11 protein-coding genes and 1 pseudogene are annotated in these 14,567 nt (G+C 70.0%); 2 read left to right on the forward strand and 10 right to left on the reverse strand.

The features are described from left to right. Positions 1–133: 133 nt before the first annotated feature. The 7 genes from ACFWV2_RS03805 to ACFWV2_RS03835 form a co-directional block, all read right to left on the reverse strand. Complete coding sequence (locus ACFWV2_RS03805) at positions 134–1,339, reverse strand: acyl-CoA dehydrogenase family protein (protein WP_384401160.1); 1,206 nt, start codon at positions 1,337–1,339, stop codon at positions 134–136. A 2-nt stretch (positions 1,340–1,341) separates the two neighbouring features. Further along, positions 1,342–1,854, reverse strand: a complete 513-nt coding sequence (locus ACFWV2_RS03810) for a MaoC family dehydratase (RefSeq protein WP_360786822.1) — start codon at positions 1,852–1,854, stop codon at positions 1,342–1,344. Positions 1,855–1,859: 5 nt separating this feature from the next. Then, the gene (locus tag ACFWV2_RS03815) at positions 1,860–2,834 is read right to left on the reverse strand and encodes an HpcH/HpaI aldolase/citrate lyase family protein (protein WP_384401164.1); all 975 of its coding nucleotides are present in this window, start codon (positions 2,832–2,834) and stop codon (positions 1,860–1,862) included. Continuing rightward, on the reverse strand, positions 2,831–4,852 hold the full coding sequence (locus tag ACFWV2_RS03820; protein ID WP_384401167.1) for a protein meaA: 2,022 nt from the start codon (positions 4,850–4,852) through the stop codon (positions 2,831–2,833). The genes ACFWV2_RS03815 and ACFWV2_RS03820 overlap by 4 nt, the downstream gene beginning before the upstream one ends. A 14-nt stretch (positions 4,853–4,866) precedes the next feature. Beyond that, the gene (gene ccrA, locus ACFWV2_RS03825) at positions 4,867–6,204 is read right to left on the reverse strand and encodes a crotonyl-CoA carboxylase/reductase (RefSeq protein WP_384401170.1); all 1,338 of its coding nucleotides are present in this window, start codon (positions 6,202–6,204) and stop codon (positions 4,867–4,869) included. 390 nt (positions 6,205–6,594) lie between these two features. Further along, positions 6,595–7,431 carry a TetR family transcriptional regulator gene (locus ACFWV2_RS03830; protein WP_384401173.1) on the reverse strand — a complete coding sequence of 279 codons (837 nt, stop codon included), beginning with the start codon at positions 7,429–7,431 and terminating at the stop codon, positions 6,595–6,597. Positions 7,432–7,528: 97 nt separating this feature from the next. Then, on the reverse strand, positions 7,529–9,310 hold the full coding sequence (locus ACFWV2_RS03835) for a 3-hydroxyacyl-CoA dehydrogenase family protein (RefSeq protein WP_384401175.1): 1,782 nt from the start codon (positions 9,308–9,310) through the stop codon (positions 7,529–7,531). A 339-nt stretch (positions 9,311–9,649) separates the two neighbouring features. Here ACFWV2_RS03835 and ACFWV2_RS03840 point away from each other — a divergent pair, with 339 nt between their 5' ends. Beyond that, the gene (locus tag ACFWV2_RS03840; protein WP_384401178.1) at positions 9,650–10,255 is read left to right on the forward strand and encodes a HEAT repeat domain-containing protein; all 606 of its coding nucleotides are present in this window, start codon (positions 9,650–9,652) and stop codon (positions 10,253–10,255) included. Positions 10,256–10,379: 124 nt separating this feature from the next. Here the strand turns inward: ACFWV2_RS03840 and ACFWV2_RS03845 are convergent. The 3 genes and pseudogenes from ACFWV2_RS03845 to ACFWV2_RS03855 form a co-directional block, all read right to left on the reverse strand. Then, positions 10,380–10,778 (reverse strand): annotated as a pseudogene (locus tag ACFWV2_RS03845) (RidA family protein); the annotation flags it as partial. 84 nt (positions 10,779–10,862) lie between these two features. Next, on the reverse strand, positions 10,863–12,551 hold the full coding sequence (locus ACFWV2_RS03850) for an alpha/beta hydrolase (RefSeq protein WP_384401181.1): 1,689 nt from the start codon (positions 12,549–12,551) through the stop codon (positions 10,863–10,865). A gap of 132 nt (positions 12,552–12,683) precedes the next feature. Then, positions 12,684–13,715 (reverse strand): Rv2578c family radical SAM protein, encoded by a 1,032-nt coding sequence (locus tag ACFWV2_RS03855; protein ID WP_384401184.1) that lies wholly within the window; start codon positions 13,713–13,715, stop codon positions 12,684–12,686. A 172-nt stretch (positions 13,716–13,887) separates the two neighbouring features. Between ACFWV2_RS03855 and ACFWV2_RS03860 the strand changes: the two genes are divergently transcribed. Next, positions 13,888–14,361, forward strand: a complete 474-nt coding sequence (locus ACFWV2_RS03860) for an SRPBCC family protein (protein WP_384401188.1) — start codon at positions 13,888–13,890, stop codon at positions 14,359–14,361. The last annotated feature ends 206 nt before the right edge of the window (positions 14,362–14,567 follow it).

The following is a 14,567-nucleotide window of genomic DNA, read 5'->3' on the forward strand; positions in this document are numbered from 1 at the left end:
AGGGGGACGGCGGCTTTCCCGCGATGCTAGCGGTTGCGGGGCGCAACTGGGTAAGCCAGGAACCGAGTCGACGGCCGGAAGACGAACACAGGGTGTGATCTTCTTCGCGGCCGAATCGACTCAAAGCCGACATTCACCCCTGGATTCGGTACTCCTCGAGGAGTCGGCGACCAATGATCATTTTCTGGATCTCGGCGGTACCTTCACCGATGAGCAGCATCGGCGCCTCGCGGTAGAGGCGCTCGATCTCGTACTCCTTCGAGAACCCGTACCCGCCGTGGATGCGGAAGGCGTCTTCCACGACCTCCTTGCAGTACTCGGAGGCGAGGTACTTCGCCATCCCTGCTTCAAGGTCGTTTCGTTCCCCGGAGTCCTTTTTGCGTGCTGCGTTCACCATCATGGCATGGGCGGCCTCGACCTTGGTAGCCATTTCGGCCAGCTTGAACTGGATCGCCTGGTGCTGGGCGATCGGCTTTCCGAAGGTGTGACGCTGCTGGGCGTACGAGACACCCAGCTCGAAGGCACGCTGAGCGACGCCGCAGCCACGCGCCGCCACATTCACGCGGCCGACCTCGACACCGTCCATCATTTGGTAAAACCCTCGGCCGGTGGTCCCGCCGAGTACCCGATTGGCCGGAATGCGTAGTCCGTCCATGATGAGCTCGGTGGTGTCGACGCCCTTGTAACCCATCTTGTCGATCTTCCCGGGGATGGTGAGGCCGGGGCGGACCTCTCCGAAGCCCGGCTCCTTCTCCACGAGGAAGGTCGTCATCGACTTGTGGGGGGCGGTGCCCTCCGGGTGTCCTTCGTCACTTCGGACGAGAACGGCGACCAGTGTGGACGTTCCGCCGTTCGTCAGCCACATCTTCTGACCGCTGAGGACGTACTCGTCACCGTCCTTGACCGCCTTGGACGTGATGGCCGACACGTCCGAGCCGAGGGCGGGCTCCGACATCGAGAACGCGCCACGCGTCTCGCCGGCCGCCATCCGCGGAAGGAAGTGGTCCTTCTGCTCCTGGGTGCCGTGCTGCTTCAGCATGTACGCCACGATGAAGTGGGTGTTGATGATGCCGGAGACCGACATCCAGCCGCGGGCGATCTCCTCCACGCACAGCGCGTAGGTGAGCAGCGACTCACCCAGACCCCCGTACTCCTCGGGAATCATCAGACCGAAGACACCGAGCTCCTTGAGCCCGTCGACGATCTGCTGCGGGTACTCGTCGCGGTGCTCCAGCTCCGTCGCGACCGGGATGATCTCCTTGTCGACGAAGTCCCGGACAGTGGCGAGGATCTCCTGCTGGACGTCGGTCAGACCGGGGGTCTGGGCGAGGCGCGCCATGGCTACTTCCCCTGTTCCTTCAGCTCCGGGCGGCCGGGCTGCTCGCCGCCGCGCGCTTCGATGTACTCGGCGGTCGGGACCATCACCTTGCGGCGGAAGACGCAGACGAGGGTGCCGTCCTGCTTGTAGCCCTTGGTCTCGACGTAGACGATGCCGCGGTCGGTCTTCGACTTCGACGGGGTCTTGTCGAGGACCGTGGTCTCGCCGTAGAGGGTGTCGCCGTGGAAGGTCGGCGCCACGTGCCGCAGCGACTCGATCTCCAGGTTGGCGATGGCCTTCCCGGAGACGTCCGGGACGGACATGCCGAGCAGCAGCGAGTAGATGTAGTTGCCGACGACCACGTTCCGCTTGAAGTCGGTCGTGTTCTCCGCGAAGTTCACGTCCATGTGCAGCGGATGGTGGTTCATCGTCAGCAGGCAGAAGAGGTGGTCGTCGTACTCGGTGACCGTCTTCCCGGGCCAGTGCTTGTAGACGGCGCCGATCTCGAACTCTTCGTAGGTGCGGCCGAACTGCATGCTTCTCAGGCCTCCGGGATCTCGAACTTGCTGGTGCGCTGCATGCCGGCGGCGCGGCCCTTGCCGGAGATGACCAGGGCCATCTTGCGGGAGGCCTCGTCGATCATCTCGTCGCCGAGCATCGCGGAGCCCTTCTTCCCGCCGGCCTCGGACGTGTAGTAGTCGTACGCGTCGAGGATCAGCTCTGCGTGGTCGTAGTCCTCCTGCGAGGGCGAGAAGATCTCGTTCGCGGCGGCGACCTGGTCCGGGTGCAGCACCCACTTGCCGTCGAAACCGAGGGCCGCGGCGCGCCGGGCGACCGCCTTGTAGCCCTCCTGGTTCCGGATCTGGAGGTAGGGGCCGTCGATCGCCTGGAGGCTGTTGGCGCGGGCGGCCATCAGGATGCTCATCAGGATGTGGTGGTACGCGTCCGCCGGGTAGCCGGGCGGCTGCTCGCCCACGACCAGCGACTTCATGTTGATGGACGCCATGAAGTCGGCCGGGCCGAAGATGATCGTCTCGACGCGCTGGGAGGCCTGCGCGATCGCGTTGACGTTGTTCAGGCCCTGGGCGTTCTCGATCTGTGCCTCGATGCCGATCTTGCCGACCTCGAAGCCCATCGTCTTCTCGATCTGCGTCAGCAGCAGGTCGAGCGCGACGACCTGCTGGGCGTCCTGGACCTTCGGCAGCATGATGCAGTCGAGGTTCTGGCCGGCGCCCTCGACGACCGTGACGACGTCACGGTACGTCCAGTGGGTCGTCCAGTCGTTGACCCGTACGACCCGGGTCTTGCCGGTCCAGTCGCCCTCGTTGAGGAACTTCACGATGGTGTGCCGGGCCTCGGGCTTGGCCAGCGGGGCGCACGCGTCCTCCAGGTCCAGGAAGACCTGGTCGGCGGCGAGGCCCTGGGCCTTCTCCAGGAAGCGCGGGTTGGAGCCGGGGACCGCCAGGCAGGAGCGGCGGGGGCGGAGCCGGTTCACCGGGGAGAGGCTGCTGGTCATGCGGGGACCTCCGTACTTTCGAGGGGGCTGAGCTTGTTGGCTGTGCGGATCTCGTCGACGATACGGCCGATGATCTCCGTGATACCGAAGTCCTTCGGTGTGAAGACGGCGGCCACACCCGCCCGCTTCAGTTCTGCGGCGTCGGCGTTCGGGATGATCCCGCCGACGATGACCGGGACATCGGTGGCGCCCGCCTCGCGGAGGCGCTCCAGGACGTCCGGGACCAGTTCGGCGTGCGAGCCGGAGAGGATCGACAGACCGACACAGTGCACATCTTCGGCGAGGGCCGCGTTCACGATCTGCTCGGGGGTCAGCCGGATGCCCTGGTAGACCACCTCGAACCCGGCGTCACGCGCGCGTACGGCGATCTGTTCGGCCCCGTTGGAGTGTCCGTCCAGGCCCGGCTTGCCGACGAGCAGCCGCAGTCGCCCGCAGCCGAGCTCCTCGGCGGTCCGCGCCACCTTCTCCCGTACGAGGGCCAGGGGTGTGCCCGCCTCGGCCGTCACCGCGACCGGGGCGGAGGACACGCCCGTCGGGGCACGGAACTCGCCGAAGACGTCCCGCAGCGCCCAGGACCACTCCCCGGTCGTGACGCCCGCACGCGCGCACTCCAGGGTGGCGGCGAAGAGGTTGCCGTCGCCGGCCGCCGTCGCCTTCAGCTGCGCCAGGGATTCCTGGGCGCGGGTCTCGTCGCGGTTGTCGCGCCACTCGTGGAGGGCCGCGACGACCCGCGCCTCGTTCGCCGGGTCCACCGTCATGATGGCGGTGTCCAGGTCGGCGGTGAGGGGGTTCTCCTCGGTCGACTGGAAGATGTTGACGCCGATGATCTTCTCGTCGCCGGCCTCGATCCGCGCCCGCCGCTCGGCGTGCGAGGAGACCAGCTGCGACTTGAGGTAGCCGGACTCGACGGCGGCCATCGCGCCGCCCATCTCCTGGATCCGCTCGATCTCGGCCAGGCACTCCTCGGTGAGCGAGTCGACCTTGGCCTCGATCACGTGCGAGCCCTCGAAGATGTCCTCGTACTCCAGGAGGTCGGACTCGTGGGCGAGGACCTGCTGGATGCGGAGCGACCACTGCTGGTCCCAGGGCCGGGGCAGGCCGAGGGCCTCGTTCCAGGCGGGCAGCTGCACGGCACGCGCGCGGGCGTCCTTGGAGAGGGTGACGGCCAGCATCTCCAGGACGATCCGCTGGACGTTGTTCTCCGGCTGGGCCTCGGTGAGACCGAGCGAGTTGACCTGCACGCCGTAGCGGAACCGGCGCTGCTTCTCGTTCTCGATGCCGTACCGCTCGCGGGTGACCTTGTCCCAGATGCGGCCGAAGGCGCGCATCTTGCACATCTCCTCGATGAAGCGGACGCCCGCGTTCACGAAGAACGAGATGCGGGCGACCACCTCGCCGAAGCGGTCCGCCGGGACCTGCCCGGAGTCCCGGACCGCGTCGAGCACCGCGATCGCGGTGGACATCGCGTACGAGATCTCCTGGACCGGGGTGGCTCCCGCCTCCTGCAGGTGGTAACTGCAGATGTTGATCGGGTTCCACTTCGGGATGTTGTTCACCGTGTAGGTGATCATGTCCGTCGTGAGGCGGAGGGAGGGGCCGGGCGGGAAGACGTGCGTCCCGCGCGACAGGTACTCCTTCACGATGTCGTTCTGGGTGGTGCCCTGGAGCCGGGTGACGTCCGCGCCCTGCTCCTCGGCGACCACCTGGTAGAGCGCCAGGAGCCACATCGCCGTGGCGTTGATGGTCATCGAGGTGTTCATCTGGTCCAGGGGGATGTCCTGGAACAGCCGGCGCATGTCACCGAGGTGCGAGACGGGGACCCCGACCCGGCCGACCTCGCCGCGGGCGAGGATGTGGTCGGGGTCGTACCCGGTCTGCGTCGGGAGGTCGAACGCGACCGAGAGGCCGGTCTGACCCTTGGCGAGGTTGCGCCGGTACAGCTCGTTGGACGCCTCGGCGGTCGAGTGACCGGCGTACGTCCGCATGAGCCACGGCCGGTCCTTCTGGCGCTCAGTCATCTATGCTCCCGGGCTCAGATGTTGCGGAAGCGGTTGATGGCGTCGATGTGCTTCTCGCGCATCTCCGGGTCGCGCACGCCGAGACCCTCCTGCGGGGCGAGCGCGAGGACGCCGACCTTGCCCTGGTGCAGGTTGCGGTGGACGTCGTAGGCGGCCTGGCCGGTGTCCTCCAGGGAGTAGACCTTCGACAGGGTCGGGTGGATCTTGCCCTTCGCGATCAGCCGGTTGGCCTCCCAGGCCTCGCGGTAGTTGGCGAAGTGCGAACCGATGATGCGCTTGAGCGACATCCACAGGTAGCGGTTGTCGTACTCGTGCATGTAGCCCGAGGTCGAGGCGCAGGTGGTGATGGTGCCGCCCTTGCGGGTGACGTACACGCTCGCGCCGAAGGTCTCGCGGCCGGGGTGCTCGAAGACGATGTCGATGTCCTCGCCGCCGGTGAGCTCGCGGATGCGCTTGCCGAAGCGCTTCCACTCCTTCGGGTCCTGGGTGTGCTCGTCCTTCCAGAACTTGTAGCCCTCGGCGTTGCGGTCGATGACCGCCTCGGCGCCCATCGAGCGGCAGATGTCGGCCTTCTCGGGGGAGGAGACGACACAGATCGGGTTGGCGCCGCCGGCCAGGGCGAACTGGGTGGCGTACGAGCCGAGACCGCCGCTCGCGCCCCAGATCAGGACGTTGTCGCCCTGCTTCATGCCGGCGCCGTTGCGGGAGACCAGCTGGCGGTACGCGGTGGAGTTGACGAGGCCGGGGGAGGCCGCCTCCTCCCAGCTCAGGTGGTCGGGCTTCGGCATCAGCTGGTTCGACTTGACCAGGGCGATCTCCGCCAGGCCGCCGAAGTTGGTCTCGAAGCCCCAGATGCGCTGCTCGGGGTCGAGCATCGTGTCGTTGTGGCCGTCCGAGGACTCCAGCTCGACCGAGAGGCAGTGGGCGACGACCTCGTCGCCGGGCTTCCACGAGTTCACGCCGGGGCCGGTGCGCAGCACGACGCCCGCGAGGTCGGAGCCGATGACGTGGTACGGCAGGTCGTGGCGCTTGCTGAGGTCGCTCAGCCGGCCGTAGCGCTCCAGGAAGCCGAAGGTCGACACCGGCTCGAAGATCGAGGTCCAGACCGAGTTGTAGTTCACCGAGCTGGCCATGACGGCGACGAGGGCCTCACCCGGGCCGAGCTCCGGCAGCGGCACGTCGTCGAGGTGCAGCGACTTGCGCGGGTCCTTGTCGCGGCTGGCGAGCCCGGCGAACATCTCCGTCTCGTCCTTGTGGACGGTGACCGCCCGGTACGACTCGGGGAGCGAGATGTTCGCGAAGTCGGCGGACGTGGAGTCCGGGGACTGGATCGCGTCCAGGATGTCCTTCACGGGGATGCCTCCGGCGGTGCGGCGTCCGAGGGGGACGCGCTGAGGGTTACGTCTTGGGTGCTGCTGTGGAGGTGTGCCGTCGGTTCGGCGGGTGGAGCGGTGGCGGCGCCTGTGGGCGCGAGGGGTGCCTGTGACGCAGGCGTCCGGGCGCACAATCACGATCGCTTGTGGGGACAGCCGGCGCACGAGGAGACCTCGGCGCGCCGGCCGCCCGGACACCATCAACGTATGGCACGCCGTGTCACGTGACAAGGCACTGCGTGCCAACAATTTCACTCATATGCAATCCGCCGGTCACATGTGAGCGATGATCGATCGAACGGGGGGTGAAAAGGGACGAAGGCCGCCCCCGGGGTGGGGCGGCCCTCGGCGTGGAGGTGGGTCGGGAGGTCAGCGGGTGCGCAGAGCCCGCTGGATCGTGCGCATGACCTCGTCCAGGGGTGCGTCCGTACGGGCCACGGCGACCACCACGTCGCCCTCCGAGGAGGCCATGGCGACGGGGGCCGGGGGAGCCGGTTGCGCGGAGGTGGTGGGCCGCGCGCCTATGCCCGAGCCGAAGGTCTCCCGGACGATGGCGAAGGCGTGGTCCAGCTGGGACTCCACGTCCCCCTGGCCGCCCGCCCGCAGCCAGCGGCGCAGGACGTGGTTGTGGGCGGTGACGACCGCCGAGGCGGCCACCTCCGCCAGCAGCGGGTCGTCGTTGCCGTCGTGGTGGTCGCGCTCGTCGAAGTGCCCGAGGAGATAACGGGTGAACAGACGCTCGTAGCGGGCCACCGAGGCGATCTCCCGCTCCCGCAGCGTCGGCACCTCACGGGTGAGGCGGTACCGCTCCACGGACACCGCGGGGGACCCCGCGTACATCTTCATGACTTCCTTGATGCCCCGGCACACCGTGTCGAGCGGGTGCTCGTGCGGCGGTGCCGCGTTCAGCACCGCCTCCGCCCGCACCAGCGTGTCGTCGTGGTCGGGGAAGATCGCCTCTTCCTTGGAGCGGAAGTGGCGGAAGAAGGTCCGCCGCGCGACCCCGGCCGTGGCCGCGATCTCGTCGACCGTCGTGGCCTCGTACCCCTTGGTCGCGAACAGCTCCATCGCGGCGGCGGCCAGTTCCCGGCGCATCTTGAGCCGCTGCGCGGCGGCACGAGTGCCGGCCGCGCTCTCCGGAACGTCGGACAGGGAGGTGGCACGGGGTGTCTTCGCGGCCTTGGGCATGGTCCGAACGTACTGCATCGGAGGGAGAGTGTGCCCAGGTGGGGGCGGGGGGCCACCCGGGACACCGACGGTGCCCGGGGGGCTCAGCAGACCGCCCCAGCCGGCCGTTCCGGGATCAGCGTCGGGCATATTCGCGGAAGCCGCGCCCCGTCTTGCGGCCCAGGCAGCCCGCCGCCACCAGGTGCTCCAGGAGCGGAGCCGGGGCGAGACCCGGGTCGCGGAACTCGCGGTGCAGCACCTGCTCGATCGCCAGCGACACGTCCAGGCCGACCACGTCGAGGAGCTCGAACGGCCCCATCGGGTAGCCGCCGCCCAGCTTCATCGCCGCGTCGATGTCGTCCAGGGTCGCGTAGTGGTCCTGGACCATCTTGATCGCGTTGTTCAGGTACGGGAAGAGCAGCGCGTTCACGATGAAACCGGCCCGGTCGCCGCAGTCCACCGGGTGCTTGCGGATCCTCGTCGTGACCTCGCGCACCGTCGCGTGGACGTCGTCGCCGGTCAGGACCGTACGGACGATCTCGACCAGCTTCATCGCCGGCGCCGGGTTGAAGAAGTGCATCCCGATGACGTCCTGCGGGCGGGAGGTCGCACGGGCGCAGGCAACGACCGGCAGCGAGGAGGTCGTGGTGGCCAGCACCGCGCCCGGCTTGCAGATCTTGTCGAGCCGCGCGAACAGCTCCTGCTTGACCGCCAGGTCCTCGGCGACCGCCTCGACGGCCAGGTCGACCTCGGCGAAGGCGTCCAGCGTGCCCGCCGCCGTGATCAGGGCCAGCGTCGTGTCACGGGCCTCGGCCGTCATCCTGCCCTTGTCGACCGAACGGGCCAGCGACTTGGCGATCCGGGCCTTGGCCGTGTCCGCCTTCTCCTGGGAGCGGGCGGCGAGCACGACCCCGTACCCGGCCTTGGCGAAGACCTCGGCGATGCCGGAGGCCATGGTGCCCGAGCCGGCGACGCCCACCGAGCGGACCTCACGTCCGGCGGCGGCCTCCGCGGAGCCGAGCGGGGTCAGCGCGTCCCGCACCACCTCGCCGGAGCCCGGAGCCTCGTACGTGTAGAAACCGCGGCCCGCCTTGCGACCCGTCAGTCCGGCCTCGCTGAGCTGCTTGAGGATCGGAGCGGGGGCGTGCAGCCGGTCGTGCGAGTCCGCGTACATGGCCTCGAGGACCGTACGTGCGGTGTCGACGCCGATCAGGTCGAGCAGCGCCAGCGGACCCATCGGCAGACCGCAGCCGAGCCGCATGGCCGCGTCGATGTCCTCGCGGGAAGCGTACTTGGCCTCGTACATGGCGGCGGCCTGGTTCAGGTAGCCGAAGAGCAGCCCGTCCGCGATGAAACCGGCCCGGTCGCCGACCGCCACCGGTTCCTTGCCGAGGTCATGGGCCAGTCGGGTGACGGCGTCGACGGCCCGCGGGTCGGTCAGCACGGAGGAGACCACCTCGACCAGCTTCATGGCCTGGACCGGGGTGAAGAAGTGCAGGCCGAGGACCCGCTCGGGGTGCGCCGAGTCGGCGGCGAGCCGGGTGACGGAGAGCGCGTTGGTGCCGGTGGCCAGGACGGCGTCGGGCCGCACGATGCCGTCCAGGGCCCGGAAGACCTCCTGCTTCGCCTCGTACGACTCGGGCACGACCTCGATCACCAGGTCCGCGTCGGCGGCCGCGTGGAGGTCGGAGTAGGTACGGAAGCGGGCCAGGACGTCCTGCCGCTCCTCCTCGGTGATCCGCTCGCGGGCCACCGCGCGGGCGGTGGAGGCCTCCAGGGCGGCGACGGCCTGGGCGGCGGCGGTGTCGCTGATGTCGATGCCGATGACCTCGCGGCCGGCGCGCGCCAGGACATCGGCTATACCGGTGCCCATGGTGCCGAGACCGACGACGGCGATGGTGGAGAGAGGGGTGTCCATCAGGGGACTCCTGAGAGGAAGAGTGACGACTGAGGGCAGTACGTACGAGAGCGATGCGATACGCGCGGAAGGTGCCGCTGAATTGCACGAGGAGAAGTCGTGCGGGAGAAGGCCCGAGGAAAAGGGGCGGTGCCCGGTGAAAGGGGGCCGACGGACTCTGTCCCGGAGCCACGTCGAAACTGCCGAACCGACGAAACGCTCACAACGGCTGCGTCACCAGGCCGAAGTGAGAAGCGCGGGTGGTGTCCCGCTCACCTGAGACTAACTGGCGGGTAACGAGCGCGCCAGTCCCGCGAAGTCGAGGAAAATGTGATCTGGATCGCGGATAGGCTCGGATTCATGGAATACGCGGAGGATCCGGAATTCTGCTCGATGATCGATCGATTGCGGGAAGAGATCGAGAATGACTCCGGAGAGATCCCGACGGCATTCGAACACCTTCTGCGAACGGCGGACCCCGAGGAGCTGCACGGCGTCCTCACCGCACCCGCGCAGCCGCTCTGGGCCCACGAGATCGCCGCCTACGTCCTCGGCGTCGCCGGGGACCCCCGCGCCTTCGAGGCGCTGGTGCTCCTCCTCAACCACCGCGACCCCGAGCGCTGCGTCACCGCGGCCCACGCCCTGACCCGGCTCGGTGACCCGCGCACCGCCCGCGCCGCAGCCGCACTCGCCACCAACGAACTCCGGGTCGCCTACGCGCTGCTGCCGGTCCGGCTGCTCGCCGAACTCCGGGCCCCCGAGTCCGTCCCGGCCCTGATCACCGTCCTCGAACGGCGCCTTCCCGCCGACGACCCCCACTGGCGGGTCGGCCTCGCCTGCGTCGAGGCCCTCGGCGCCCTCGGTGACCCCCGGGCCCGCCCCGCCCTGGAGGCCGCGCTCCCGCACCCCCGCCTCGGCGCGGCGGCCGAGCGGTCCCTGAGCCGGCTCGCCCCGGCGGCCGAGTAGACCGACGGGCGGGCAGGCGGGCGGCGGGTCAGCGGATCAGCCGGAGCCCCGCCCCGGCGCCACCGACGGCGTCGAGCTCCGGCGCCCGCTCCCGCGTCTGCTCCGGCCCACGCTCCGGCCGCTTCTCCGGCACCAGGGCGAACGCCTCGATCTCCAGGAGCAGTTCCGGCCGGACGAGCGCCGACACCTGCACCGCCGAACTCGCCGGCAGAGGCGCCCCCGCGAAGTACGCGTCCCGCGCCTCCCGCACCGCGGGCAGGTGGGCGACGTCCGTGACGAAGTACGTGAGCTTCACGACGTCCTCGAACCCGGCGCCCGCCGCTGCGAGGCAACGGTCCAGGTTCGCGAAGACCTGGCGGGCCTGCGCCACCGCGTCCCCCTCCCCGACCACCGCGCCGGAGGCGTCCAGGGCGCACTGGCCGGATATCGCGACGAAGCGGCCCGTCCCCCAGACGACATGGCTGTACTGCGGGCTGGCGGCGACGCCGTCGGGCGCGGGGACGTGGGTGAGGTGGCTCGTCATGTCGGACATCCTCGCGCACGCCACTGACAGTGCCCGCCTCCCCCTCGGGGGCGCGGGCACGGTCGAGCGGATGCACGGACTGCGTCAGCGGACGTGTCCGAGGAGCCCGTGCAGGGTGGCGCCGGTGGACTCGGCGCGCGGGGCACCGGCCCGGCTGCCCGACCTCTGCCCGTTCTTCGTCCCGGCCGCCGTCCCGGTCTTCGCTGCGGAACCGGTCTCCTTCTTCGACCCGGTCTTCGCCCCGGCCGGGGCGACCAGGGCCGGTTCCGGCTCCGGGAGCGTCGCGCAGACCGCGTCCACCTCGGCGTCTCCCTCACCGCGCGGGACCCTGCCCGTGGCGAGGTAGGCGGCCAGGTGCTCGTCCATGCAGTCGTTGCCGCCGAGCGTCACCCCGTGGTTCCCGCCGCCCTCCTCGACGACCAGGCTGGAGCCGCGGATCAGCCGGTGCAGGGCGACCCCGCCCTCGTACGGCGTGGCCGCGTCGTCCGTCGCCTGGAGGATGAGGACCGGCGGCACCTGGTCATTGGTCACGTCCGGCGGACTGAGCGACTCCACCGGCCAGAACGCGCACGGCGCGTTGTACCAGGCGTTGTTCCAGGTGGAGAAGGGCGCCTTGGCGTGCACGTCCCAGTTGTCCTTGCGCCAGACGCTCCAGTCCCGGGGCCAGGCCGCGTCCCGGCACTGCACGCTCGTATAGACCGAGTAGCCGTTGTCGGCGGCCGCGTCGGCCTCCCCGTACCGCTCGTACGCCTCCGTCAGCGGCGCCGCGTCCGCGTCGTTGACGTAGGCGGAGAAGGCGGTCGCGAGGCGCGGCCAGTAGCCGTTGTAGTACCCGCCGGGCAGGAAGGTGTCCTCCAGCTCGCCGGGGCCGACCTTGCCGCCGGCCGGCACCTCGCGCAGCGCGTCGCGCATCCGGTACCAGGCCGCCTCGACCGCCGCCGGGTCGGAACCCAGCTTGTACACGGCGTCCTGCCGCGCCACCCAGGCCATGAAGTCCTTGTGACGGGTGTCGAAGGCGTAGTCCTGCGCGATGTTGTCCTCGTACCAGACGCCGTGCGGGTTGACGACGGAGTCGAGCGCCATGCGTCGCACCCGGTCCGGGTGGAGCCGCGCGTACACGGCGCCGAGGTACGTCCCGTACGAGTAGCCGAGGTAGTTGATCTTCGGGGCGTCGAGTGCGCGCCGGATGACGTCCAGGTCCCGTGCGGTGCTGACGGTGTCGATGTACGGCAGCACGTCCGCGTACTTCTCGCCGCAGGCGTCGGCGAAGTCCTGCGCCCGCTCGACCGCGGCCCGCTCGCTGTCGGCGCCGCGCGGCACCGAGTCCGGGCGCACCGGCGCGAAGTGGCCGGGCCTGCAGTTCAGCGCGGGCTCGCTCTTGCCGACCCCGCGCGGGTCGAAGCCGATGACGTCGTACTCGGCGGCCACCTCAGGGGGCAGCGCCGCCGCCACGTACCCGGCCATGGTCCGGCCGCTGCCGCCGGGCCCGCCGGGGTTCACGATCAGCGGCCCCTGGAAGGTCTTCGCAGTGTGCGGGACCCGGGTGAGGGCGAGGGTGACGGTCCGGCCGGCCGGGTCGTCGTGGTTGAGGGGCACCTTCAGGGTGGCGCACTGGAGCTTGGGGTACGCCTGCGTGGCGCAGCCGGTCCAGGCGAGCGGAGGGAGCGGGCGGGGGGCCGGTTCACCGGCGCCCGCGGGGGCGGCGGGCAGGACGGTGACCGTCCCGGCGACCAGCGCTCCCGCGGCGATCAGCATTCCTGCGCGTGGGGTCATAGGGCGTTTGTGTCCCGAACGGGCCGCTTCGGGACCTGTTTCACCGAGAGTTGACCCGAACGGAGGGCGATCCGACGGCGTGTCAGGTGACCGGTCGGATGATCGGAGGAGGTGGCGGGAGGGTGACTGGGGTCAGAGGAGAGTGAGCTGCTCCGGGGCGGCCGCCGTGTCCGCGTCCTCCGGGACGGGTATCCGGCGTGCCGCTCCCCGGTGCGCGGGTCCGATCCCGAACTCGGCCGCGAGTTCGTGCACCTGACGGGTGATCCGGCGCTGGTACCAGGTCGGCGCGTAGGCCCCGTCCGCGTACATCCGCTCGTACCGCCCCACCAGGCCGGGGTGGTGGCGCCGCAGCCACTGCATGAACCACTCGCGGGCGCCCGGCCGCAGATGCAGCACGAGCGGGGTGACCGAGCTCGCCCCCGCCTCGGCTATCGCCCGGACCGTGTCGCGCAGCTGCTCGGGCCGGTCGCCGAGGAAGGGGACCACGGGGGCCATCAGGACCCCGCAGTCGATGCCGTGCTCGCCCAGGGTGCGGACCACGTCGAGGCGGCGCTGCGGGGAGGGGGTGCCCGGTTCGATCGTGCGCCAGAGCTCCTGGTCGGTGAAGCCGACGGAGACGGAGATGCCGACCTCGGTGACCCGGGCCGCCTGGGTGAGGAGGTCCAGGTCGCGCAGGATCAGCGTGCCCTTGGTGAGGATCGAGAACGGGTTCGCGCGGTCCCGCAGGGCCGTGAGGATGCCCGGCATCAGGCGGTAGCGGCCTTCCGCCCGCTGGTAGCAGTCCACGTTGGTGCCCATCGCGATGTGCGCGCCCTGCCAGCGGGCGGACGCGAGCTGGCGGGTCAGCAGCTCCGGGGCGTTGATCTTGACGACGATCTGGGAGTCGAAGCCGAGTCCGGTGTCGAGGTCGAGATAGCTGTGGGTCTTGCGGGCGAAGCAGTACACGCACGCGTGCGTGCAGCCCCGGTAGGGGTTGACCGTCCATTCGAACGGCATCCGGGAGGCGCCCGGCACCCGGTTGAGGATCGAGCGGGCCCGCACCTCGTGGAAGGTGATGCCCCGGAACTCGGGGGCGTCGAAGGTGCGGGTGGTGACCGCGTCCGTGCCGAACAGGGCGATGTCGGCGGGAGCGGCGGGGGTGTCGCCCAGATTGTCCCAGCGCATGGACGCCTCCTCGATGGCTCTGGCTCGGCCCCGCTTCGACTCCGCGTCGGCCGTTCGACCAGAATAGAACAACTGTTCCCTTGATCGTCGCAACCCCGATTTCGCGCCCCGGAGCCCACGTGGTTCCCTAGGCCCACACCCCCGAGGAACCACGAGCTGGAGGAGGAAGTCAATGGCGCAGGTCGAGGCCACGACGGAACGGATCATCGCCGCGGACGCGGAGACGGTGTTCGACGCGCTGGCCGACTACAGCGGCACGCGCGCGAAGGTGCTCCCGGAGCACTTCAGCGAGTACGAGGTGCGCGAGGGCGGCGACGGCGAGGGCACCCTCGTCCACTGGAAGCTCCAGGCCACCAGCAAGCGCGTCCGCGACTGCCTCCTGGAGGTCACCGAGCCCACCGACGGACAGCTCGTCGAGAAGGACCGCAACTCCTCCATGGTCACCACCTGGACCGTGACCCCCGCCGGCGAGGGCAGGTCCCGCGCCGTCGTCACCACCGTCTGGGACGGCGCCGGCGGCGTCGGCGGGTTCTTCGAGCGGACCTTCGCGCCCAAGGGTCTCGGCCGCATCTACGACGCCCTTCTCGACAAGCTGGCGGACGAGGTCGAGCCTCTCGCCAAGAAGTCCGACGACGCCGGGAAGTAACGCCCGGAGCGTTCACCGGTTCGAGTGGATCGCCCGCGCCCCCGTCACCCGCGTCCGCGCGCGACGGGGGCGCGGGCCTTCCTGTCAAACGCGCTGATGAGCGCCCCAAGTGCGCCGTGACGCCGGGACGTTCACCACCCCGGACGCCACGGGCGGCCCGTACCGCCCGACTTGCTCCCCCTTCGCGCCCAATGCGAAGAATGGCG

Origin of the sequence: Streptomyces sp. NPDC058671, assembly GCF_042716475.1 — a bacterium.
In the GTDB taxonomy this organism is placed as follows: Bacteria; Actinomycetota; Actinomycetes; order Streptomycetales; family Streptomycetaceae; genus Streptomyces.